Raw genomic sequence first — 23023 nt, 5'->3', positions numbered from 1 at the left:
GAGCCTCTTCAGGATGTCGGCCCGATCCTGGACGCGCTTGACGGCGCTGCGGCGGCGAGCCGTGTAGCGCCGCAGGGCAGTGGGCACATCGTCGCTGCGGCAGAGTTCGTCTGCCAACACGGCAGCATCCACTAGCGCGCCGTTGGCACCCTGACCGTGGTCTGTGGCAGAGCAGTAGACGTAGGTCCTGTGTCCATCGATCGGCGCGCCACCGAACAGCCCCAACTGCGTCCAGTACTCGCCGGGCAGTCCAGGTTCCCCGGGCAGAACGGCGGCGAGTGCCGCCGTGGGAACCAACGCACGAATGAACCTTGGCCCAGAAGTGCGGACGGTGCCAAAGCGGCACAATGACCGGCGCCACATTCCCTTTGCCTCGCCCCGGATGGCCGCCGCCTTCATGAGGCCACGCCCTAGTGAAATTACAGGCCCGGCGGTTAGGCTGGCGGAGTTGATGCTTCTTGGGGGGAACTAGACAAATGGAACTTATTGGCTTGCCGCTGCATCCGCTGATGGTCCACGGTGCCGTCGTCTTCGTGCCACTGATGCTCGTGTTCGCGGTCCTGATGTTCGTGCCGCGGATCAGCCGCAGCATGACGGTCCTTGCCGGGGCCACCGGTATCACCGCCGCGCTGTTCGTGGCCGCCGCCCGCATTACCGGCGAGGACCTGAGGCGAACGGAGGGCACTACCACCGAAATCGTCCGGCACGAAAGCCTCGCCGAGCCGATCCTGCCGCTGGTACTGGCTCCCGCCGTCGTCCTTGCCATCCTTGCGCTGCTGGAACTGGGATGGCCCCGCGGCGCCGCCAGGTTGCAGGAAAAGGCGGCCGCCGCGTCCTGGGCGCTGCCGGCCATCCGCGTGTTCTCGGTGATGCTGGCAGTCGCCTGCGTGTTCCAGGTGGTGCTGATCGGGGCCAGCGGTGCGGCCGCGGTGTGGGGACCGCAGCCCGAATAAGCACCAGGCCAAGGGCCTGAACTTCAATTACCTGCTGCAGTCAGTTGGCTGACCGTCCCAGTTTCTTGATCTGGTGCGGCGGCAGGTCCGACGACTCCGCCAGGTCAGCGACGGGCGCGCCTTCGGCAAGAGCTTCGCGGATGGCGTCGCGCAGATCCGCGTCGGCATTATCGAGGGCGAATTGTGCGGACTCTTTATCGGCTGCCGCCAGCCGGACCTTGCGCGTGCGCTCGTCCACCACAGCATCCTTCCGTACAGGGAGTCAGATGCGGCCAACGTACCGCCGCAGCGGCGGCAAAACAATCAGATACCTTAGTATCCGGCTGGGTCCGGTCCCGCCTGAACCAGCCGGATGCCCGGCTGCTAGGCGTTCCAGAGCCCGTAGGAATCGGCCAGCGAGGAGATCTTCTGGGCCCGGGCCAGGCGCGGCAGATAAGAGCCGTCACCCACCACGGCGCCGGAGGCGTGGGCGTCCAGCAGCTCGTGGGCCCACTGGATCTCCGATTCGCTGGGCGAGAGTCCCTTGTTGATGGTGTCCGTCTGCTCCGTCCTGAGGCAGAGCTTGCCGGTCATGCCCATGGACGCGGTCACCTTGCAGGCTTCCAGCAGCTCCTCCCCCAGCGCACCCACCGTCGGCCCGTCGATGGGGCCGGGGAGCTCGCCCACGCGGGAGGCGATGACCAGGCGGGACCTGGCGTAGGCCAGCGCCATGGGGTCGTCCGAGGCACCGGTGTCACGGCGGAAGTCGCCCACGCCGAAGGCCAGCCGGAAGGTACCGGGTGCGCGTGCAATCGCGGTCGCGTTCTCGATGCCGACGGCGGATTCGATCAGGGCCAGGACCGGGGTGCCTGCCTGCAGGCGCATGGCGGTATGCGTGACCTGCTCCGGCTGCTCCGTCATGGCCAGCATCACGCCGCGCAGTCCAGGCGCCTTGGACAGGGCCGCAAGGTCGGCCGCCCATTCGTCGCTGTTGATGCCGTTGACCCGGACCCAGGCGGTCATGCCGGTGGACAAGGCTTCAACCACGCGGTCACGGGCCTCATCCTTCTGCCCGGCAGGGGTGCCGTCCTCCAGGTCGAAAATCACCGAGTCCGCTTCGGACGCCAGCGCCGGCGCAAAGTTTGCCTCGTCAGCGGCTGCGGCAAGCAGCCAGGAGCGGGAAAGCTTTGCAGGCAGCGCAGCAGCGCGGCGGTTTCTCAATGCGACCATGCATCAACCTTACGTAGTTGCCGGATCTGTTTTCCACTGGAGCCGGGGGTTATGTGTCCACCATTACTGGCGCCGGGGCGTATCCCTACGCTTCGGCGCCGAGCATGCCCTCGGCAGCCGTCGTCGACAACGGCCAGCCGGTCACCCGTTTGGTGCGCGGCGGCGCGAAGGTGCGCACCTTGGAAGTGGACAGGCCCAGCCGCACCAGCGACTCGGCAATGGTCACCGCGGCGGCAACGCCGTCGACCACCGGAACACCGGTGCGGGCCCGGATCTGCTCGTCCAGGCCGGCCATGCCGCCACAGCCCAGGACGATCACCTCCGCCTTGTCGTCGCGGACGGCCCGCTCGGCCTGGTCCACGATGGTTTCGACCGCGCGGGCCGGGTCCTCCTCCAGTTCCAGGACCGCCAGGCCGCTGGCGCGCACGGAGGCGCAGCGGGCCTCGAGGCCCGCGACCTTCAGCCGGTCCTCGATCAGCGGCACCGCGCGGTCGAGGGTGGTGACCACCGAGTACTTGTGGCCCAGGAACATGGCCGTGCTGGCGGCCGCCTCGGTGATGTCGACCACCGGAACGTCCAGCAGCTCCTGCAACCCCTCGCGGCCGTGCTCGCCGTAGCCGGCCTGGATGACGGCGTCGAACGGTTCGGGGTAGGAAGCCACCCGGTCCATGACGGCCACGGCGGCCAGGTAGCTCTCGAAGTTGCCCTCGACGGATTCGGCGCCGAAGCGGGGCGTCAGGGCCACGATCTCCGTGCCCTCGGCGGCGAAAGCCTGCGCCTGCGCTCCGATGGCCTCGGTCATGGACTGGGTGGTGTTGACGTTAACAACAAGGATTCGCATGGTGTCCTCGGGTTGGCGGTGGTGGTGCGGGGTGGGCGTGTCTCAGTGGACGCTTTCGACGGCGATCGGCTCGCCGCTGACGTCGGCGTAAGTCCGCTTGCGGTCGGCGATGGCGTAGTAGACCACTGCGGCGATGCCGGCTCCGAAGAACCAGGAGAAGGAAGACAGCGCGCCGAGGGTCGGGATGAACGCGATCAGGATCGCGATGGCCGAGGCCGGGATCAGCGCCGCGATGGCCGGCCGGTTGTAGCCGTCCTTGTAGAAGTAGGTGCCGTTAGGGTTCTCCGTGTAGAGGTCCGGAACGTTGATTCGCGACTTGCGGATCAGCCAGTAGTCGGCCATCACGACGCCGAACAACGGGCCCAGCAGGGCGCCCAGCCCGCCCAGGAAGTACACGATCACCAGCGGGTTGTTGTAGAGGTTCCACGGCAGGATGACCAGGCCGATGCCGGCGCTGACCATGCCGGCGCGGCGGAAGTTCAGGCGCTTGGGGAACAGGTTGGTCAGCGCGTAGACGGGAGCCACGAAGTTGGCCATCAGGTTGACCGCGATGGTCAGGATCAGCAGGGCCAGGCAGGCCAGCACCAGGAAAAAGGTGTTGGGGATGGTCTGGATGATGTCCGCGGGGCTTTCGATCACGGTGCCGTTGATCTTGAACTGGGCGCCGGCCAGGACGACCACGATCAGGCCGAAGACCAGCATGTTAACCGGGATGCCCCAGAAGTTGCCCGACGTGATGGACTTGCGGGAGACGGAGGAGCGGGTGAAGTCGCAGAAGTTGAGCACGAAGGTGCCGTAGATGGCCACCCAGAGGGCGCCGCCGGCGAAGATCTTGGCCCACATTTCACCGCCGGTCAGGGCGTTGTCCGTGGAGAAGGCGATGGAGCCGCCGGCGGAGATGAACATCCATACGGCCACGGCGGCCATGGTCAGCAGGATGATCGGCCCGGCGAAGGCCTCGTACTTGCGGATCATTTCCATGCCATGGCGGACGATGTAGACCTGGACGGCCCACAGGACCACGAAGGCGGCCCAGCCCAGGGTGGACAGGCCCAGGATGGAGTTGGTGTCAAATTCGGCCAGGGCCGGGAACAGCGCCACCAGCATGACGCGGAAGACCACGGAAGCCAGATACGTCTGGATGCCGAACCAGACGATGGCCACACCACCGCGGAGCATTCCCGCAATCTGCGCGCCGCGGATGCCGAAGCTGATGCGGCTCATGACCGGGAACGGAACACCCGTCTTGTGGCCCATGAAGCCGGAGAGGTTCAGCAGCAGGAACAGCAGCACTGCCCCCACGCCTAGGGCCAGCAGGATCTGCCAGCCGCCCAGGCCCAGGGCGAAGAGGCCGATCGCGAAGGCGTAGTTGCCGAGGCTGTGGACATCGTTGGCCCACAGGGTGAAGATGCTGTAGCCGGTCCAGCTGCGGCCCTTCTGCTTGGTGGGCGCTAGGTCCTGGTTGTACAGCTTCTCGCTGATCTCCGGCAGGCCGCTGGTGTCCAGAGCCGTGGCCGGGGGCTTGGGTTGTCCGGATGCCGGCATGGTGCCTGCCTCGGTCTGTTGGGTGGAGGTGACGTTCATCATCGAAGTACCTTCTATTAGGGGCGGGCGCCGCATGGCGCCGGTGGAGCTTTCAAGCGGAAGGGACACGGCCCGCAAGGGCATTTCACCCAGCGTAACGGGGGTCACATAATTCCACAAGAGGAAAACTGATTTTCATATAGTGGAATTGTTTGGCGCAGATCCTGGCGTCGCGCCAAGAAAAGAGAGGGCCTTCCCGAGCAATGAAGGAAGGCCCTCTCCTGGCTCCAGCGGGAAGTGCCAACGTCCGCGCCGGAAACAGCCGGCCGGTGGCGTAATGCCGGCAGGCTGGGCTTTCTGGCCCCACTCCGGGACCCTGATTCTGCAGCAGACGCACGTCTGAGCGCCTATACGGGCGCGTGCTGCGGAGTCACCGGGAGGGGGGCCAAGCAAGTGCTCTAGGCGGTGCCGCGGCGGATCAGCCTGCCCGTCGGCGTCGTACCGTCGATTTCGCTGCCGCGCAGGAAGGTGCGGCGGACGACGCCGGCAAGCGGCTTGCCGGCGTACGGCGAGATCGGGTTCTTGTGGTGCAGCTTCGCCACGTCCACCACAAACGCGTCGTCCGCCGCGAATACGGAGAAGTCCGCGTCATAGCCCAGCGCCAGCTGGCCCTTGCGGATCAGCCGTGCCAGTTCAGCCGGGCGCTTGGACATCCACTCGACCACCTGGGTCAGCGGGATGCCGCGGTGCCGTGCCTCGGTCCAGATCAGGGACAGGCCCAGCTGGAGCGAGGAAATGCCGCCCCAGGCCACGCCGAAATCGCCGTTCTCCAGGTCCTTCAGGTCCAGCGTGCTGGGCGAGTGGTCGGAGACAATGCAGTCGATGATGCCCTCCTCCAGGCCCTGCCAGAGCAGTTCCCGGTTGGAGGCCTCGCGGATCGGCGGGCAGCACTTGAATGCAGTGGCGCCGTTGGGGATCTCTTCGGACAGCAGCGTCAGGTAGTGCGGGCAGGTCTCCACGGTGAGCCGGACGCCGTCGCGCTTGGCGGAGGCGATCATCGGCAGGGCGTCCGACGACGACAGGTGCAGGATGTGCGCGCGGGCACCGGTCCAGCGCGCCCGCTCGATCACCTCGGCGATGGCCACGTTCTCCGCGCCGCGGGGGCGGGATTCGAGGAAGCGCTGGTACTTGTCCCCTTCAGCGTGCGGGGCGCGGTCGATGGCCCGGGAGTCCTCCGCGTGCACGATCATGAGGGAGTCGAAGCTCTTCAGCTCCGCCATGTCCTGCTCCATCTCGTCCGCTTCCAGGTGCGGGAATTCGTCCACACCGGAGTGGAGCAGGAAGCACTTGAAGCCGAAGACACCCTCGTCATGCAGCGGGCGCAGGTCCGCGGTGTTGCCCGGGATGGCGCCGCCCCAAAAACCGACGTCCACAAACGCCTGGTCCTGGGCCGCCTCGCGCTTCTGCTTGAGCGCGTCCACGTTGACCGTGGGCGGAATGCTGTTGAGCGGCATGTCGATGATGGTGGTCACCCCGCCGGCCGCGGCGGCACGGGTGGCGGAGGCGAAGCCCTCCCACTCGGTGCGGCCGGGCTCGTTGACGTGGACGTGGGTGTCCACCAGGCCGGGGATAAGCGTCTCATCATCGGCCAGCTCGATCACCTCGCGGCCCTGCAGGCCGTTGCCCAGCGGCTCGATCGCGGCGATGACGCCGTCGCGGATACCGACCTCGCGGGCGCCAATGCCCGCCGTCGTCATGATGTTCCGGCCGCGGACCACCAGGTCGAAGCCGGTGCCGCGGTCCACCGCCTGGGCGGAAGTTTCCTCAGTCATGTGCGTACTCCTTTGCTCCCGTACCGATACGGTACCGGGCCTCAATGTAGGCTCCCAGCGACCGGCCGATCTCTTCAACGAGCTCGCCGGCGTGGGCCATGCATCTTTCAACATCGCGCTCCAGTTCGGTGAGCGCGTACGTCTGCTCGAAGCCGGCTGCCGCCAGCTCCGGAACTGTCAGGGTGGACCGGCCGCAGACCGCGATCACCGGCACTCCGGCGGCCGCGGCCGCCTGCGCCACGCCTATCGGCGTCTTGCCGCCCAGGCTCTGGCCGTCCAGGCTGCCCTCGCCGGTAACCACGACGGCGGCACCCGGCAGGCGCGCGGCCAGCCCGGTCAGTTCCAGGACCACATCAATGCCGGGCCGGCGCTGTGCGCCGAGCACGGCGAGCGCCGCGTAGCCGACACCGCCGGCGGCGCCGGCACCCGGCGAGGCTGCGGTTTCGCGGGCCCCCGGTCCAAGCTCGGCGGCGAGGAGGCGGACAAACTGCGCCAGGGCGGCGTCGAGGTCCTCGACATCCTGGGCGGTGGCACCCTTCTGCGGGCCGAAGATGGCTGCGGCACCGCTGGGCCCCAGCAGCGGATTGTCGACGTCGCTGGCCAGCGTGAACCGCACGGCGGCCAGGCGGGGATCCAGCCCGGAGAGGTCCACCGCCGCCAGCCGCGCCAAGGCGGCGCCGCCGTGCGGCAGGTCCCGGCCGGCGTCGTCCAGCAGCCGGGCACCGAGGCCGGCCAGCATGCCGGCCCCGCCGTCCGTGTTGGCGCTGCCGCCGACGGCCAGCACGACCTCGGTGCAGCCCAGGTCCAGGGCCGCCCGGATCAACTGGCCGGTGCCCAGGCTGGTGGCCTCGCGGGCACGCAGCACGCCTCCGGGCAGGACCGCCAGCCCGGAGGCCGCCGCCATTTCGACGACGGCCTGCCCGCCGCGGACCGCGATCGCAGCCTCCACCGGTTCGCCGGTGGGGCCGGATACGGTCACGGCGTGCCGGGTGAAACCGGAGGCGACGGCGGCATCGAGGGTTCCCTCCCCGCCGTCGGCCACCGGAACCTTGTCCACCGTGACGCCGCCGAAGGACAACAGTCCGGCCTCGAGCCGGTCAGCGACCTGGTCCGCTGTCAGCGACCCCTTGAACTTGTCAGGGGCAATCACCACACGCATGGTTTCCATTCTGCGTGGATTCAGGCTGTGATGGCAGAGATCGCTGTGGGGGCATCCGCCGCGGTTTCGGCCAGCGGCTCGAATTCGTTGATGGCGTCGATCCCGGCAGCACCCATGGCGATGTTGGTGACTCGCTCCAGGATGGCCTCGACCACCACCGGCACCTTGTATTCCGCCATCAGCGCCTTGGCCTTTTCCAGCGCGGGGAACAGGTCTTCCGGGTTGGTCACGCGGATGGCCTTGCAGCCCAGGCCCTCGGCCACCTTGACGTGGTCCACACCGTAGCCGTCGGTCTCCGGGGAGTTGATGTTCTCGAAGGCCAGCGAGACATGGTAATCCATCTCGAAGCCGCGCTGAGCCTGGCGGATCAGGCCCAGGTAGGAGTTGTTGACGACCACGTGGATGTACGGTATCTGGAACTGTGCGCCCACGGCCAGTTCCTCGATCAGGAACTGGAAGTCGTAGTCACCGGAAAGTGCGACGACGGTGGCCTCCGGATCCGCGGTGGCCACACCCAGGGCAGCGGGCAGCGTCCAGCCCAGCGGGCCGGCCTGGCCGCAGTTGATCCAGTGCCGCGGCTTGTACACGTGCAGCAGCTGGGCGCCGGCGATCTGGGACAGACCGATGGTGGTGACGTAGCGGGCGTCCCTGCCGAAGGCCCGGTTCATCTCCTCGTACACGCGGTGCGGCTTCATCGGTACGTTGTCGAAGTGCGTCTTGCGCTGCAGCGTGGCCTTGCGCTCGGCGCATTCGGCGACCCAGGCGCTGTAGTCCGGCAGGGCGGCGTCGTTCTTCTTCTCGCGGGCGATCTCCAGCAGGCGGTCCAGGGCGGCGCCGGCGTCGGAGACAATGCCGTAGTCCGGCGCGAAGACGCGGCCGATCTGGGTGGGCTCGATGTCGATGTGCACGAACTTGCGGCCCTGGGTGTAGACGTCCAGCGCGCCGGTGTGGCGGTTGGCCCAGCGGTTGCCGATGCCGATCACGAAGTCGGAGGCCAGCATGGTCGCGTTGCCGTAGCGGTGCGAGGTCTGCAGGCCCACCATGCCGGCGGCCAGCGGGTGGTCGTCCGGAATGGCGCCCCAGCCCATCAGCGTGGGGATGACCGGGATGTTCAGGGTCTCGGCCAGCTCCACCAGCTGCGCGGAGGCGTCCGCGTTGATGATGCCGCCGCCGGCCACGATGACCGGCTTCTCGGCGGCCAGCAGCATGTCCAGGGCCTTGGCGGCCTGGGCGCGGGTGGCCTGCGGGGTGGCGAGCGGCAGCGGCTCGTAGGTGTCGATATCGAACTCGATCTCGGCCATCTGGACGTCGATCGGCAGGTCGATCAGCACCGGGCCGGGACGGCCGGAGCGCATCAGCTGGAAGGCCTGCTGGAACGCGCCGGGCACCTGGGCCGGCTCCAGCGCCGTGACGGCCATCTTGGTGACCGGCTTCGCGATGGAGGCGATGTCCACGGCCTGGAAGTCCTCCTTGTGCAGGCGGGACACCGGGGCCTGGCCGGTGATGCACAGGATCGGGATGGAGTCCGCGGAGGCGGAGTAGAGTCCGGTGATCATGTCGGTGCCGGCGGGCCCGGAGGTGCCGATGCAGATCCCGATGTTGCCCGGATTGGTGCGGGTGTAGCCTTCGGCCATGTGCGAGGCGGCTTCGACGTGGCGGGCCAGCACGTGGCGGATGCCGCCGTGGGCCTTCATCGCGGAATAGAACGGATTGATGGCTGCGCCCGGCAGGCCGAAGGCCTGGGTGGCGCCCTCCTTCTCCAGGATGGCCACGGCGGCGTCAACAGCGCGCATCTTTGGCATGACAGTCTCCTTGCAGGTTCAAGAAAGTATTGGGTGGGTGAGCCCGGTGCAGCGGGCTGGGTGTTTACTTGGCGGCGGAGAGCTCGTTCACGAGCTTGAAGAGGCCGGAATGGTCCAGGCCGCCGTCGCCCCGGTTCACGAGGGCTGCGACGAGCTGCGCGACGGCGGCACCCAGCGGGGTGGCCACGCCGGCCTCGCGGGCGGCGGAGGTGACGATGCCCAGGTCCTTGTGGTGCAGGGCCAGGCGGAAGCCGGGGTCGAAGTTGCGGTCCAGCATCTTCTGCCCCTTCTGGTCCAGGACCTTGGAACCGGCGAGGCCGCCGCCGAGGACCTTGAGGGCGGCGTCGGTGTCGACGCCGTAGGCCTCGAGGAAGGCGATGGCTTCGGCGAGGGCCTCGATGTTGACCGCGACGATCAGCTGGTTCGCAGCCTTGACGGTCTGGCCGGAGCCGGAGGGGCCGACGTGGACGATCGTCTTGCCCACAGCGTTGAGGACGCCCTGGGCCGCCTCGAAGTCAGCGGCCTCGCCGCCGACCATGATGGACAGCACGCCGTCGATCGCTCCCTGCTCGCCGCCGGAGACCGGGGCGTCCAGCGGATGGATGCCGGCGGCGCGGGCGTCGTCGGACAGCCGCTTGGCAACATCCGGGCGGATGCTGCTGGCATCGATCCAGAGGGCGCCCTGCTTCGCGTTGGCGAAGACGCCGTCGGGGCCGCTGACCACGCCTTCCACGTCCGGAGAGTCCGGCACCATGGTGAGAACGACGTCGGCATCCTTGACGGCTTCAGCGATGTTCACCGCACCCTTGCCGCCTTCGGAAACGAGCTTCTCGATCTTGTCCTGGCTGCGGTTGAAGCCGGTGACGCTGAAGCCGGCCTTCACCAGGTTGATGGCCATGGGCAGGCCCATGATGCCCAGGCCAATGACGGCGACCTTGCTGTTCTGTGCGGTCATGATGGTTCCTTTCGAAGAAGTCTTGGGTGTATCTGGCGGGCGGCGGCCTTAGCGGGCGACGCGTTCGCGGATGGCCCAGGTGAAGGCGGACTCGGTCGGCGCCTTGTATTCGAGGCCGATGTAGCCCTCGTAGCCGAGGTCGCGGCTCCGTGCGATCCATTCGCCGAGGGGAAGCTCACCGGTTCCGGGAGCCCCGCGGCCAGGGTTGTCCGCAATCTGGATGTGGCCGAAGTCCTTGGCGTGGCTCTCGATGACGGCCTCGACGTCGTCGCCGTTGACGGCCAGGTGGTAGAAGTCCGCCAGCAGCTTGATGTTCTCCGCGCCGGCCTGATTGACCTTGGCGAGGACCGCCAGGGCGTCCGCGGCGGTCTTGAGCGGGTAGCGGTCCGCGCCGGAGACCGGCTCCAGCAGCACGGTGCCGCCGATCGCCGCGACACCCTCGGCTGCGGCCACCAGATTCTTCACGGCCAGCTCGTCCTGCGCTTCGGGGCTGTGCTCTGCCTGGCGGTTGCCGTAGAGCGCGTTGAAAGCCTTGCAGCCCAGCCGCTCGCCGATGCCGGCGACCACGGCAATGTTGTCCTTGAACTCCGAGCAGCGCCCTTTCCAGGAGACCAGGCCGCGGTCGCCGGCCGGCATGTCCCCGGCATTGAAGTTCAGGCCGGTCAGCTGGACACCGGCGTCGGTGATGGCCTGCTCGAAGGCCGCCACCTCGGCGTCGGAAGGGACGGAGGAGGCGAACGGCCACCAGAACTCGACGGCGTCAAACCCAGCGGCCTTCGCTGCGGCCGGACGCTCGAGCAGCGGGAGGTCGGTCAGCAGGATGGAGCAGTTCACGGTGTAGGTCATCTTCAGCTTCCTTGCTCGGTTCTGGCTCTTCGTGTATTTCATAATGTGGAAGAATACTTTTGCTATATGAAAAGTCTAGGGAATGAATGTGAGCCACGTCAACCCCGTCACCGTCGGGACTTAAACACCTCCGCCCCCGGCGTGTGCCGGGGGCGGAGTGTCAACAACGCCGCAACTAGGTCAGCCGGATCTGCCGGTTAACGTCTTTGTAGAGCAGGTAGCGGAACTTGCCGGGACCGCCGGCGTAGCAGGCCTGCGGGCAGAAGGCGCGCAGCCACATGAAGTCACCGGCCTCCACCTCCACCCAGTCGTCGTTGAGCCGGTAGACGGCTTTGCCCTCCAGGACAAAGAGGCCGTGCTCCATCACGTGCGTCTCGGCGAACGGAATGGAGGCGCCCGGTTCGAACGTCACGATGTTCACATGCATGTCGTGCGCCAGGTCATTGGGGTCCACGAAGCGCGTGGTGGCCCACTTGCCGTCGGTGCCCGGCATCGGGGACGGCTCCACGTCCTGGTCGCTGGTGACGAAGGACTTGGCCGTATAGCCCTCCAGCGGCTCGTAGGCCTTGCGGACCCAGTGGAAACTGGCGGCCTCGCCGCCGTCGTTCTTGACCGACCAGTCCGCACCGGCGGCGAGGTAGGCGTACCCGCCCGCTTCCAGCGTGTGCTGCTCGCCTTCCAGGGTCAGCATCAGCTGGCCCTTGGTCAGGAAGATGACGCCTTCGACGCCGGCCTCCGGCTCCGGCTTCTGGCTTCCCCCGCCGGGGGCCACCTCCACGATCAGCTGAGCGAACGTCGTCGCAAATCCGGCGATCGGCCGGGCGATGATCCAGGACCGGGTATTCGTCCAGCCCGGCAGGTTGCTGGTGACGATGTCCCGCAGCACGCCCTTCGGGATGACGGTGTAGGCCTGCTTGACGACCGCGCGGTCGGTGAGCAGGTTGGTCTGCGGCGGCAGGCCGCCTTCGGGTGAGAAGTAGCTCATTGCTGTTCCTTGGGGTTGCTGTGAAGGTTGGGATGCGCCAGCTGCTGCAGCTGAGCCAGGGAGATGCCGGCCTGTTCCTGGACCTCCGCGGCGCTGACCGCGCCGCAGAGCACGCCGCGGTTGACGAAGCGGGCCAGTGCCCGGGCGGTGGCAGGCTCGTCCATGATGCCGCTGGCGCTGCGGTGCACGTAGTTGCGCAGCCGGACTGCCCCGGCCGGCAGGCCCTCGCGGTAGAACGCGTAGGTGGCGATGAAGCGCGTGGGCAGCTGCGCGGCATGCAGGTCCCAGCCCTGGTAGTAGCCGTTCTCCAGCGAGCGCCGCACCAGCCGGGCGTGCAGCTGCCAGGCGGCCAGCACTTCCTCGGCCGTACCCACCGGAATGATGTTGGTGGAGCCGTCGGAGAGGCGGATGCCGGTACCCGCCACGGCGACTTGCATGACCTGTTTGGCGAAGTCCGCCGCGGGGTGCTCCATGGACTGGTAGGCCGCGGCGATCTGCAGTGAGTCGCTGTAGTCGTAGGTGCCGTAGTGCAGCGCGGTGATCCGGCCATCGCCCCGGTGCGGGAGCTGGGCTGCCGGCACGGAGCCGTCCGCGCCGAGGATCAGCTGCGGGGTTTCCATTTGCACCTCGAAGCGCAGCCGGCGCTCCGGCAGGCCGTGGGCCTGCTCCAACTGGAGGCAGGCGGAAACCATCGCCTCTACCTGGGCCACCGTGGTGACCTTCGGCAGCGTCAGCACCAGGCTGGCCGGCAGCGGATCCGCGGCCCCCGTCCGGTCCGCATCCCGGCCCAGCCGGACGAGCGTGGATACGAAGAGGTCCAGCGTCCGCAGGCCCCGGCGGCGGGTCGGTGCTTCGAAGGACTTGAAGCGGATGCCGATAAAGGGCGGCGCCATGCCGTGTGCCACGGCGTCGGCAACCTGCTCGGCGGCCCGGACGGCGTCGGCGTCCTCTTCCTCGTCCGGGCGGTTGCCGTAGCCGTCCTCGAAGTCCAGCCGCAGGTCCTCGATCGGCTCGGAGGCGAGCTTGGCCGCCACCTTCGGCGCGACCTGCTCGGCGAGCGCCTCGCTCAGGCCCAGGAGCCGGCTCAGCTTGGTGAAACCGCCGTACTCGGTGACCGCCGCCGTCGCCTCCTGCCCCCAGTGCAGCGGCAGCGACGGGCGGTACCGGTCCGCCGGCACATAGACCGTGTGCACCGGCTGGCGGGTGCCGTCGTCGCCCTTGTAGGCACGGGCGAGCAGGCGGTCCGTGTCAGCCAACTGCGCGTCGAAGGCTGCGAGGTCGAAGGTGCCGCCGGCAACCTCCTCCTGCACCGGGTTCCCTTCCTTAACCGGGCTCACTAGGCCACCAGCTTGTAGGCCGGGGTGGTGAGGAAGTCCGTGTACTCCTCGGAGAGGCAAATATCCGCGATGATCCGGGCTGCCGGCTCGTAGAACTTCGTGAAGTCCTCCTCGCCGACCTCGGAGCGCAGCTTCTCGGTCTCCTCCTTAAGCAGACGTTCCACCAGGTCGCGGGTCACCGTGTTGCCGGTGTCCGTAAGCTTGACCTGATTGCGGATCTGCTGCCAGACCTGCGAGCGGGAGATCTCCGCGGTGGCGGCGTCCTCCATCAGGTTGTGGATGGCGACCGCCCCGTTGCCGGAGAGCCAGACAGCCGTGTAGGCGACGGCGACATAGAGGTTGCCGCGCAGGCCCGCCTCGGTGACCTCGCCGGGCGCGGAGGCGACGTCGATCAACTGGGCCGCGGTGACTTCGACGTCGTCGCGCTTGCGGTCCACTTGGTTCGGCTTGGGGCCCAGGACGCCGTCGAACACTTCCTGGCAGATCGGGACCAGGTCCGGGTGCGCTACCCAGGAGCCGTCGAAGCCGTCGTTCGCCTCGCGGGTCTTGTCCGCGCGGACCTTGGCGAATGCCTCCTCGGTGATCTGCGGCTCACGGCGGTTCGGAATGAACGCGGCCATACCGCCCATGGCGAAGGCGTTGCGGGCGTGGCAGGTCTTGACCAGCAGTTCGGTGTAGGCCCGCATGAACGGCGCGGTCATGGACACGGCGGCCCGGTCCGGGAGGATGAATTCGCTGCCGGCGTCGCGGAAGTACTTGATGATGCTGAACAGGTAGTCCCATCGGCCGGCGTTGAGGCCGGAGGCGTGGTCGCGCAGTTCGTAGAGGATCTCATCCATCTCAAACGCGGCCGGGATAGTTTCGATCAGCATCGTGGCGCGGATGGACCCCTGCGGGACGCCGAGCTCGTCCTGGGCGAAAACGAAGATATCGTTCCAGAGGCGCGCCTCCAGGTGGCTCTCCATCTTCGGCAGGTAGTAGTACGGGCCGTGGCCGTTCTCCAACAGCTGCTTGGCGTTGTGGAAGAAGTGCAGGCCGAAGTCCACCAGGGCGCCGATGGCAGGCTTGCCGTTGTAGTGGATGTGGTTCTCATCCATGTGCCAGCCGCGCGGGCGGGTGACGACGACGGCGAGCGGGGCGTCCGTGCGCAGTGCGTAGACCTTGCCCTCCGGGGAGGTGTAGCGCAGCCGGCCGCGGGCGGCGTCGAACAGGGACAGCTGGCCGTCGATCACGTTGTGCCAGGACGGGCTGCTGGCGTCCTCGAGGTCGGCAAGCCACACCTTGGCGCCGGAGTTGAGGGCGTTGATGGCCATCTTGGCCGGGGTGGCCGGACCGGTAATTTCGACGCGGCGGTCCTGCAGCGCGGCCGGCGCCGGGGCGACGGTCCAGTCACCGGCACGCACATCGGCGGTTTCCGGCAGGAAGTCCAGCTTGCCAGTCCGGGCCACCTCGGTGCGCTTGGCCGCGCGGGCCTCCAGGCGGGCGCCGCGCTCGGCGGCGAAACGGTCGTGCAGCTTTTCGACGAAGGCGAGCGCCTCCGGAGTGAGGATCTCGGCGGCCCGGTCGAAGGGCAGCGGAGCGGTGATGTCCAAGGTCATGGCATTGTCCTTTCTGAAGTCGTGAAGTTCCGGGGGTTCAGGCGCTCGCGGCCGCGGCAACGGCGGCGGCCACGGCCGGGGCTACCTGCGGATCGAACACGCTGGGGATGATGAAGCTGGCGTTCAGCTCCTCGTCGGAAACGCAGGCTGCGATGGCGTCCGCCGCCGTTCCCAGCATCTCAGGGGAGATGTCCGCGACGCCAGCATCCAGCAGGCCGCGGAAGAATCCGGGGAAGGCCAGGACGTTGTTGATCTGGTTGGGGAAGTCGCTGCGTCCGGTGGCGACGACCGCGGCATGCTTGGCCGCGAGCACCGGGGCGATTTCGGGGTCCGGGTTGGCCATGGCGAAGACGATGGCGTCCTTGGCCATGGTGGCCACGTGCGTGTCATCCATAATGTTCGGACCGCTGACGCCGATGAAGACGTCGGCATCCACCAGCGCTTCGTGCAGGGTGCCGCTGAAGCCGTCCGGGTTGGTGTTGTCCGCGATCCATTTGCGGTGCGGATCGGTGTACTCGCCGCCGGCGTGGATGGCCCCCTGGCGGTCGCAGGCGACGATGTTCGCCGCACCGCGGCTCTGGAGCAGCTGGACGATGGCGGAGCCGGCGGCGCCGACGCCGGAGACCACGATCCGGATTGCTTCGATCTTCTTGTCCACCACGCGCAGCGCGTTGTGCAGGGCCGCCAGGGTCACGATCGCGGTACCGTGCTGGTCGTCGTGGAACACCGGGATGTCCAGTTCCTCGCGCAGCCGGTTCTCGATCTCGAAGCAGCGCGGGGCCGCAATGTCCTCCAGGTTCACGCCGCCGTAGACCGGGGCTAGGGCCTTGACGATGCGGATGATCTCCTCGGTGTCCTGGGTGTCCAGGCAGACCGGCCAGGCATCGACGTCGGCGAACTGCTTGAACAGCGCGGCCTTGCCTTCCATCACGGGCAGGGCGGCGGCCGGGCCGATGTTGCCCAGGCCCAGCACGGCGGAACCGTCGGTGACCACGGCGATGGTGTTGCGCTTGACGGTGAGCCGGCGGGCGTCCTCCGGGTTCTCCGCAATGGCCAGGCAGACACGGGCGACGCCGGGCGTGTAGGCACGGGAGAGGTCATCACGGTTGCGCAGTGGGACCTTCGGGTTGACCGACAGCTTGCCGCCGAGGTGCATCAGGAAGGTGCGGTCGCTGAGCTTGCGGACTGTGACCCCTGCCAGGGCGTTCAGCGCATCGCGGACCCGCTCGCCGTGGGCGGCATCGGTGGTGTTGCAGCTGACGTCAACGACCATTGACTCGTGGTGGGACTCGGTCACATCGAGTGCGGTGATCTGCGCGCCGGCGGCTCCGACGGCGGCAGCCAGTTCGCTGGTGGCGCTGAAACTCGTGGGGGCCTCCACGCGCAGGGTAATCGAATATCCGGGACTGGGACTCGCCATTGATCCTCCTGGGGATACGCTCTAGGACTCTTCCTAAGGCTCTGAAAAGTTTTCGCATTATGGATAATAACTTTTGCATTTTGGAAATACAAGGGCCGCTACCCCATGGAGTGCGAGGGGAATATGCGGTACGCTCGAAGTGTTCCTTTTCCACAAGGCGGAAAAATTATTGCTACTACCGGCTTCTGCGCCGCCTCGGCCGACGCGGGTGCCGGCCCTCATGAACGGGAGTCCACAATGACTGCAAATGCTCCGGCGAAGGCGCCGGTCAAAACTGCGTCCGGTGGTGTCCAGTCCGTCGAGCGCGTCTTCGAACTGCTGGAGCTCATTACGGAGGCGGGCGGCGAGGTCACCCTGAGCGAGCTGTCCTCCTCCACTGACCTCCCGCTGCCCACGATCCACCGGCTGCTGCGGACCCTGGTGTCCCTGGGCTATGCCCGCCAGCTGCCGAACCGCCGTTACGCCCTGGGCCCGCGGCTGATCCGCCTCGGCGAAGGCGCCAACCGCCAGCTGGGGTCCATGGCCATGCCGCACCTGCGGCACCTGGTGACCGAGCTCGGCGAGACCTCCAATATGGCCATCCTGGATTCGGACATGGTGGTCTACATCGCCCAGGTTCCGTCGCCGCATGCCATGCGGATGTTCACCGAAGTCGGGCGCCGTGCGCACATGCATGACACCGGCGTCGGCAAGGCCATCCTGGCCCAGCTGAGCGACGACGTCGTCACCGGCATCGTCAAGCGTGCGGGTATGCCGACCCCCACCGAGCACAGCATCGGCAACCTGCCGGACCTGCTCAAGGAACTGGACGCCATCCGCGAACGCGGCTACTCGATCGACGAGGGCGAACAGGAACTCGGCGTCCGCTGCTTCGCCATGGCTGTGCCGGATGCCCCGACCCCGACGGCCATTTCCGTCTCCGGCCCCGTCTCCCGCGTGGACGACAGCTTTGCCGAGCGGGCCGTCCCGCTGCTGCGGAAGGCCGCACAGCAGATCTCTGACGAGCTGAACCAAGGCGCCTGACCGGCCCGTGCTCAATCTGCTCAGGTACTGTCAGGCCCTTGCGGCGTGTCCGAGTGACACGCCGCAAAAACCGCGCCACGGGCGGAAGAACCTGAGCAAACCGGGCTTGCCCGGGACGGGCAGCAGGCCGGCGCCGTTGCCGACGCCGGCCTCCCGCCGAAGGTGGAATCAGTGTGCGCTGCGGCTGCCCGGCGGAGCCACCGGGACCTCGTTGCCGTCCGCGTCATACAGCCTGCCGTCCTGGAGGTAGTCGCCCTCGCGGAGCGCTTCCAGTTCGTCCTCGCAGATGAAGCGATCGCCGCTGGCCACGAACACGGACTGGCCTGCGCTGTTGCCGCGCTTGAGGTGGTTGAACAGCAGGTTCAGCAGCACTGCCATCACGGCGGCGGAGCTGATGCCGGAGTGGAAGATGGTCTCGAACCAGGTCGGGAAGTTGTCGTAGAACGTCGGGGCGACGATCGGGATCATGCCGAACGCCAAGGACGCCGCGACGACGATCAGGTTCATGTTGTCCTTGTAGTCCACCTTAGCCAGGGTGCGGATACCGCTGGCGGCCACCGTGCCGAAAAGGACGACGCCGGCACCGCCCAGGACGGGCGTCGGCACCGCTGCGACTACCCGGCCGAGGATCGGCAGCAGGCCCAGGATGACCAGGATCGCGCCGCCGGCGGTCACCACGAAGCGGCTCTTGATGCCGGTGATCGCCACCAGGCCGACGTTCTGGGCGAAGGCGCTCTGGGTGAAGGTATTGAACATCGGCGCCACGGCGCTGGAGAGCATGTCCGCGCGCAGACCGTTGGCAATGCGCTTGGAGTCCACCTTGCTGCCGGCGATCTCGCCGACGGCCAGGATGTCCGCGGTGGTTTCGGTCAGGATCACCAGCACGACGATGGTCATCGAAATGATGCCGGCGATGTCGAAGACCGGCAGACCGAAGGCCAGCGGCTGCGGGACGGCGAAGATGGGGCCGTTGCCGACGTTGGAGAAGTCTGCCATGCCGAACAGAACGGCCGCAAGGGTGCCGATGACCATGGCCAGCAGGATGGACAGGCGGGAGATCGCCGCGTTGCCAACCTTGCTGAGCAGGAGCACGACCACCAGGGTCAGGGCGGCCAGCCCGATGTTCTGCAGGCTGCCGTAGTCCTGGGCCTCGCGATTGCCGCCCATGGCCCAGTTGGCCGCGACCGGCATGAGTGTCAGGCCGATGGTGGTAATGACGACGCCGGTGACCACCGGCGGGAAGAACTTGATGATCCGCGCGAAGAACGGTGCGATGGCCAGGCCGATAATCGATGCGGCCAGGACGGACCCGAAGACGGCCGGAAGGCCTCCGCCCCCGTTGACGATGGCGATGAGGGTGGCCACCGAGGCGAAAGATGTGCCCTGCACCAGCGGCAGCTGGGCGCCGAAGAATGGGATGCCCACGGTCTGGAGAATGGTTGCCGCGCCGCCGATGAAGAGGCAGCAGGCGATAAGCAGGCCGATCTCGGCCGATTCCAGGCCGGCGGCGGTGCCAATGATCAGGGGCGGAGCAATAATCCCGCCGTACATGGTGAGGACGTGCTGCAGGCCGTAGGCGAAACTGCGTCCCAGCGGCAGCCGTTCATCTTCGGGGCGTTGCGTCGTCATAGTATTGTCTTTCGTGGGGCGCCGAGCGCTCATAGCTGACCTCCTTGTCGGCTTTAAGGGCCGGGATGCGTGCAGGCATCCCGGCCCCTTTTATGTCCCGGCATGCGGGACGATGTCCCTAGCAGAAGCCGGGGATGTTCTCCCACACGCCGGCGGGTTCAGTGATGCCCTCGCGGACGATCGTGGCCTCGATCAGACCGTAGGGCCGGTCCGCGGCGTAGAATACCTCGTTGGGGTTGTCCAGGCCGAAGGGCTGCAGGTCCACCAGAAAGTGGTGCTTGTTCGGCAGGGACATCTTGACTTCGCCGATCTCCGGGTGGGCCTCGAGGACCTTCTTGCCCATCTCGAACATGGTCTGCTGCAGAGCCAGCGAGTGGGTGTTGGCGAAGGCGTCGAGCAGCAGGACCCGGACACTGGCGTAGGTCGCGTTGAAGTCGATGTCGGTGGTGTTATAGCGCCAGCGGGCAGTGACGTCGGTGGCGAGGATACGGTCCGTGGTCTCGACGAGCGTCGTGTAGCGGTCCCGCGGGAAGCCGTGGAACTCCGAGCCCGTGGACTTCAGGACGGTGAGGTCCTGGATCCCGGCAACCAGGTGGCGCTGCTCGCCGTCGGCGACCAGCACAGCGGTGCGGGTTTCGCTCTTGTCCTTGGAGAACGCGTGGTCGTGGTTGTCGATCCGGGTCCAGCTGTACTGTTCAGCGGCCCAGCGTCCGCCGGTCACCCACTCGAAGCTTTCGGTGAAGTGCCTAGCCAGCCGGAGCAGGAAGGCCTCCGGCGATCCGACACCGTCGCGGGCGAAGGCGTAGACCGTGTTCTTCTGGGTGTCGGTAGCAACGACGTGGCTGTTGTCGCCCTCGGTGTGGGCGGTCTCGAAATCGCCGTGCAGCTGCGAGGTGACGTTCAGGTCCTCGATCTGGTGGCGGTCAGTGTCGCGGGTGATCTTGACGACCCGGACCTCTGCCTTGCCGTACTGGTTCCTGCCCAGCACGATCCGCGGCTCTGCGGTGTTTGCTGCGGTGGTCCGGTTTTCTGCGATAGCAGTCATTGCTAGCTCCCTCGGTAAGTGGAATATGCAAACGGGCTGATAAGAAGCGGCACGTGGTAGTGCTGGCCTGCGTCCTTCAACGCGAAGATCAGCGTCACGGCCGGGAAGAAGGTTTCCGTTCCCTGCTTCCCGAAGTAGGAACCCGTATCGAACGTGATGCGGTAGGTCCCTGCTTCAATCTGCTCTGGTCCCAGGTTCTTGATCCGGCCATCGCCGTCCGTGGTACCCGAGCCGATTTCCTGCCAGCCGGAAGCGGATTCGGCTTCCAGAGTGGCCTTGACACCGGAGGCAGGCCTCCCGGTCCCGGTGTCGAGTATGTGGGTGGTTACATGGCTGACGCTCATGATTCAAAGAGTCCTTTGAGTCGAAGGATGGCAATTTCACGAAGCTCGTGCGCCACGACGGGCAGTTCCTCTTCCGCGGAGTTCCGCAGGCGCTTCTCCAGCGACTCGAGGATCTCCGGCGCGCTGCGGCCGGCGGCGCGGATCAGGAAGACACGGCCGAATTTGTGCTCGTAGGCGCGGTTGCCTTCCAGCAGTTTCGCCTGCACTTCGGGAGAGGTTTCGACGCCGGACTGTTCCTTGCGGGACATGGAGGCTTCCGTGCTGGGCCCTTGGGCCTGCTCGCCGATGCGCGGGTGCTGGGCCAGGGCGCCGTCGATCTCAGCTTCCGTCCAGGGGGTGGCGGCATGCTGGGCGAAGGACACCAGGTCCACTTTGGAGGCATAGGGCCGGCCGACGGCGACCTCCTCGGCCCAGCGGACGATGTCTGCACACGGGCGGAGAATTTCAACGGCTTTTTCGGTGCTCAGCGAATTGAAAAGGGTAATATCCATCGGCGTCAGCTTTCCTTACATCATCCCCGCGCTGAACACCCTTACCCTCGGAAGATTCCGAGTTCGACTCGATGTCATGCCGGCTGATCCGGTCATTTTTGGGATGTGGAATTTTGTTTTCACAATGAGTGTAATCGCGGTCACACCACCCCTGTCAAGCTTCTGGGGGCAACTTCTTTTCGGAACATCCCGGCCCGGCTGCCAGGCGCCGCGGCACCCAAAGAATTCCCAACAGCGCACCGGGATGCTGGCACACAGGGACCGGCTCCCCGGAAGGGATGGGCGGATGTCGCAGGCTCTCCGGATTACGACGGCGGCAGCGGCCTTTGCACTGTCCGCCGCACTTGCGCTGGGCGGGGCGTTCGCCTATGGCAACAATGACAACCCGGCCATCCTGCGGCCGCACCACCTTCGCTGTGCCCGTAGTTTCCGCGCGGCGCTGGCGCGTCGCGCCTTCCCCGGCCTCGCAAGCTCGGCCGGGGCCCCTCGGCGCTAGCTGTCGCCGCCGGCGCTTCCGGTGGTGCCGGCATTGACATCATGCAGCTTGTAGCGGTCGATCGCGTAGGCGACCGCGCCGCCGTCGACCCCTCCCCTGGCCGCCAGCAGCTGCAGCGCCTTGACCACGATCGAATGGGAATCGATCTGGAAGTAGCGGCGGGCCGCGGCGCGGGTGTCCGCGAAGCCGAAGCCGTCCGCGCCCAGGGTGGCGAACTCGTTGGGCAGGAACTGGCGGATCTGGTCCGGCACGGCCTTCATGTAGTCGCTGACCGCGACGATCGGTCCTGCTGCTCCCGCCAGCTGCTGCGTCACGAACGGCACGCGGGCTTTCTCACCCGGCTTGAGGAAAGCGTCTGCTTCGGCGGCCAGCGCGTCGCGGCGCAGTTCGTTCCAGGAGGTCACGGACCAGACATCGGCGGAGACGCCCCATTCCTCGGCCAGGATCTGCTGGGCTTCCAGCGCCCAGGGAACCGCGACGCCGGAGGCCAGCAGCTGCGTGCGCGGGCCTTCCGCGGTGGCCGGGGACAGCAGATAGATGCCCTTCAGCAGGCCTTCGACGTCCAGGTTCTCCGGCTCGGCCGGCTGCACCATCGGCTCGTTGTAGACGGTGAGGTAGTACATCAGGTTCCGGTCGGCGTCGTTGTCCGGCGAGCCGGGACCGTACATCCGGTTCAGTCCGTCGCGGACGATGTGCCCGATTTCGTAGCCGTACGCCGGGTCGTAGGTGACCACGGCCGGGTTGGTGGAGGCCAGGATCGGCGAATGCCCGTCGGCGTGCTGCAGGCCCTCGCCGGTGAGCGTGGTGCGTCCCGCCGTCGCGCCAATGATGAAACCGCGCGTCATCTGGTCCGCCGCAGCCCAGAAGGAATCCGCGGTGCGCTGGAAGCCGAACATCGAGTAGAAGATGTAGATCGGGATCAGCGGTTCGCCGTGGGTGGCGTAGGACGTGCCCGTGGCGGTGAACGCGGCCACCGAACCGGCCTCATTGATACCTGGATGCACAATCTGGCCCAGCGGCGATTCCTTGTAGGCCAGGACCAGGTCGCGGTCCACGGACAGGTAGTTCTGTCCCTTCGGGTTGTAGATCTTGGCCGTGGGGAAGAAGGAGTCCATGCCGAAGGTCCGCGCTTCATCCGGGATGATGGGCACGACGCGCTTGCCGAACTCCTTGTCCCGCATCAGGTCCTTGAGCAGCCGGACGAAGGCCATGGTGGTGGCTGCCTGCTGCTTGCCCGAACCCCGCTTGGCAATCTCGTAGGCCTTGTCGCCGGGGAGTTCGACGGCGGTATGCCGGTCCCGCCGTTCCGGCACGAAGCCCCCGAGTTCCCGCCGGCGCTCCAGCAGGTACTGGATCTCCGGCGCATCCGCTCCCGGGCGGTAGTACGGCGGGCGGTACGGATCCGCTTCCAGCTGCTCGTCGCTGATCGGAATCCGGAGGTGGTCGCGGAACTTCTTCAGGTCCTCGAGCGTGAGCTTCTTCATCTGGTGGGTGGCGTTGCGGCCCTCGAAGTGCGTGCCCAGACCGTAGCCCT

21 protein-coding genes are annotated in these 23023 nt (G+C 67.1%); 3 read left to right on the top strand and 18 right to left on the bottom strand.

The genetic code is table 11. The features are described from left to right. Positions 1–476 precede the first annotated feature (476 nt). Entirely contained in the window at positions 477–953 is a 477-nt protein-coding gene (locus AC5RWU_RS17980; RefSeq protein WP_494032420.1) for a DUF2231 domain-containing protein, read from the top strand. A 40-nt stretch (positions 954–993) separates the two neighbouring features. On the opposite strand, the gene AC5RWU_RS17975 is transcribed toward AC5RWU_RS17980, so the two are convergent. The 13 genes from AC5RWU_RS17975 to AC5RWU_RS17915 all read right to left on the bottom strand — a co-directional run bounded on the left by AC5RWU_RS17975 (position 994) and on the right by AC5RWU_RS17915 (position 16461). Further along, complete coding sequence (locus tag AC5RWU_RS17975) at positions 994–1191, bottom strand: hypothetical protein (protein WP_494032419.1); 198 nt, start codon at positions 1189–1191, stop codon at positions 994–996. 125 nt (positions 1192–1316) lie between these two features. Next, on the bottom strand, positions 1317–2162 hold the full coding sequence (locus AC5RWU_RS17970) for an HpcH/HpaI aldolase/citrate lyase family protein (RefSeq protein ID WP_494032418.1): 846 nt from the start codon (positions 2160–2162) through the stop codon (positions 1317–1319). A gap of 85 nt (positions 2163–2247) precedes the next feature. Next, positions 2248–3003 (bottom strand): aspartate/glutamate racemase family protein, encoded by a 756-nt coding sequence (locus tag AC5RWU_RS17965; protein ID WP_494032417.1) that lies wholly within the window; start codon positions 3001–3003, stop codon positions 2248–2250. 42 nt (positions 3004–3045) lie between these two features. Continuing rightward, on the bottom strand, positions 3046–4587 hold the full coding sequence (locus tag AC5RWU_RS17960; protein ID WP_494032432.1) for an NCS1 family nucleobase:cation symporter-1: 1542 nt from the start codon (positions 4585–4587) through the stop codon (positions 3046–3048). Between the two features lie 398 nt (positions 4588–4985). Next, positions 4986–6359, bottom strand: coding sequence for an allantoinase AllB (gene allB / locus AC5RWU_RS17955; protein WP_494032416.1), 1374 nt, complete (start codon positions 6357–6359; stop codon positions 4986–4988). Further along, positions 6352–7518 (bottom strand): glycerate kinase, encoded by a 1167-nt coding sequence (locus AC5RWU_RS17950; protein ID WP_494032415.1) that lies wholly within the window; start codon positions 7516–7518, stop codon positions 6352–6354. Before AC5RWU_RS17950 ends, allB begins: the two co-directional genes overlap by 8 nt. A 20-nt stretch (positions 7519–7538) precedes the next feature. Beyond that, positions 7539–9320, bottom strand: coding sequence for a glyoxylate carboligase (gcl, locus tag AC5RWU_RS17945; RefSeq protein WP_494032414.1), 1782 nt, complete (start codon positions 9318–9320; stop codon positions 7539–7541). 64 nt (positions 9321–9384) lie between these two features. Next, entirely contained in the window at positions 9385–10275 is an 891-nt protein-coding gene (locus AC5RWU_RS17940) for a 2-hydroxy-3-oxopropionate reductase (protein WP_494032413.1), read from the bottom strand. Positions 10276–10323: 48 nt separating this feature from the next. Continuing rightward, positions 10324–11121 (bottom strand): hydroxypyruvate isomerase family protein, encoded by a 798-nt coding sequence (locus AC5RWU_RS17935; RefSeq protein WP_494032412.1) that lies wholly within the window; start codon positions 11119–11121, stop codon positions 10324–10326. Between the two features lie 175 nt (positions 11122–11296). After that, positions 11297–12106, bottom strand: coding sequence for a bifunctional allantoicase/(S)-ureidoglycine aminohydrolase (locus tag AC5RWU_RS17930; protein WP_494032411.1), 810 nt, complete (start codon positions 12104–12106; stop codon positions 11297–11299). Then, positions 12103–13443 (bottom strand): DUF6986 family protein, encoded by a 1341-nt coding sequence (locus AC5RWU_RS17925; RefSeq protein WP_494037123.1) that lies wholly within the window; start codon positions 13441–13443, stop codon positions 12103–12105. The genes AC5RWU_RS17930 and AC5RWU_RS17925 overlap by 4 nt, the downstream gene beginning before the upstream one ends. Further along, positions 13443–15041, bottom strand: a complete 1599-nt coding sequence (aceB, locus tag AC5RWU_RS17920) for a malate synthase A (RefSeq protein ID WP_494032409.1) — start codon at positions 15039–15041, stop codon at positions 13443–13445. The genes AC5RWU_RS17925 and aceB overlap by 1 nt, the downstream gene beginning before the upstream one ends. A gap of 37 nt (positions 15042–15078) precedes the next feature. Continuing rightward, positions 15079–16461: an NAD(P)-dependent malic enzyme gene (locus AC5RWU_RS17915; protein ID WP_494032408.1), complete on the bottom strand. Its 1383-nt coding sequence runs from the start codon at positions 16459–16461 to the stop codon at positions 15079–15081. Between the two features lie 237 nt (positions 16462–16698). On the opposite strand from AC5RWU_RS17915, the gene AC5RWU_RS17910 reads away from it, so the two are divergent. Continuing rightward, positions 16699–17484, top strand: a complete 786-nt coding sequence (locus AC5RWU_RS17910) for an IclR family transcriptional regulator (protein WP_494032407.1) — start codon at positions 16699–16701, stop codon at positions 17482–17484. A 168-nt stretch (positions 17485–17652) separates the two neighbouring features. Here AC5RWU_RS17910 and AC5RWU_RS17905 read toward each other — a convergent pair whose 3' ends face one another. The 4 genes from AC5RWU_RS17905 to uraD all read right to left on the bottom strand — a co-directional run bounded on the left by AC5RWU_RS17905 (position 17653) and on the right by uraD (position 20993). Then, positions 17653–19146, bottom strand: coding sequence for a nucleobase:cation symporter-2 family protein (locus AC5RWU_RS17905; protein ID WP_494032406.1), 1494 nt, complete (start codon positions 19144–19146; stop codon positions 17653–17655). 85 nt (positions 19147–19231) lie between these two features. Then, on the bottom strand, positions 19232–20158 hold the full coding sequence (gene pucL, locus AC5RWU_RS17900; RefSeq protein ID WP_494032405.1) for a factor-independent urate hydroxylase: 927 nt from the start codon (positions 20156–20158) through the stop codon (positions 19232–19234). Positions 20159–20160: 2 nt separating this feature from the next. Next, the gene (gene uraH / locus AC5RWU_RS17895; RefSeq protein ID WP_494032404.1) at positions 20161–20502 is read right to left on the bottom strand and encodes a hydroxyisourate hydrolase; all 342 of its coding nucleotides are present in this window, start codon (positions 20500–20502) and stop codon (positions 20161–20163) included. Next, positions 20499–20993 carry a 2-oxo-4-hydroxy-4-carboxy-5-ureidoimidazoline decarboxylase gene (uraD, locus tag AC5RWU_RS17890; RefSeq protein ID WP_494032403.1) on the bottom strand — a complete coding sequence of 165 codons (495 nt, stop codon included), beginning with the start codon at positions 20991–20993 and terminating at the stop codon, positions 20499–20501. The genes uraH and uraD overlap by 4 nt, the downstream gene beginning before the upstream one ends. A gap of 286 nt (positions 20994–21279) precedes the next feature. On the opposite strand from uraD, the gene AC5RWU_RS17885 reads away from it, so the two are divergent. Then, positions 21280–21489: a hypothetical protein gene (locus AC5RWU_RS17885; RefSeq protein ID WP_494032402.1), complete on the top strand. Its 210-nt coding sequence runs from the start codon at positions 21280–21282 to the stop codon at positions 21487–21489. Here AC5RWU_RS17885 and AC5RWU_RS17880 read toward each other — a convergent pair. After that, on the bottom strand, positions 21486–23023 hold a 1538-nt coding region (locus AC5RWU_RS17880), incomplete at its 5' end, for a transketolase-like TK C-terminal-containing protein (protein ID WP_494037122.1). The two genes, AC5RWU_RS17885 and AC5RWU_RS17880, sit on opposite strands and share 4 nt — an antisense overlap.

This window comes from Arthrobacter sp. B0427-1-12 (assembly GCF_059092905.1).
The sequence above is the reverse complement of the archived record's forward strand: the minus strand, read 5'-3'. Positions and strand labels throughout refer to the sequence as shown.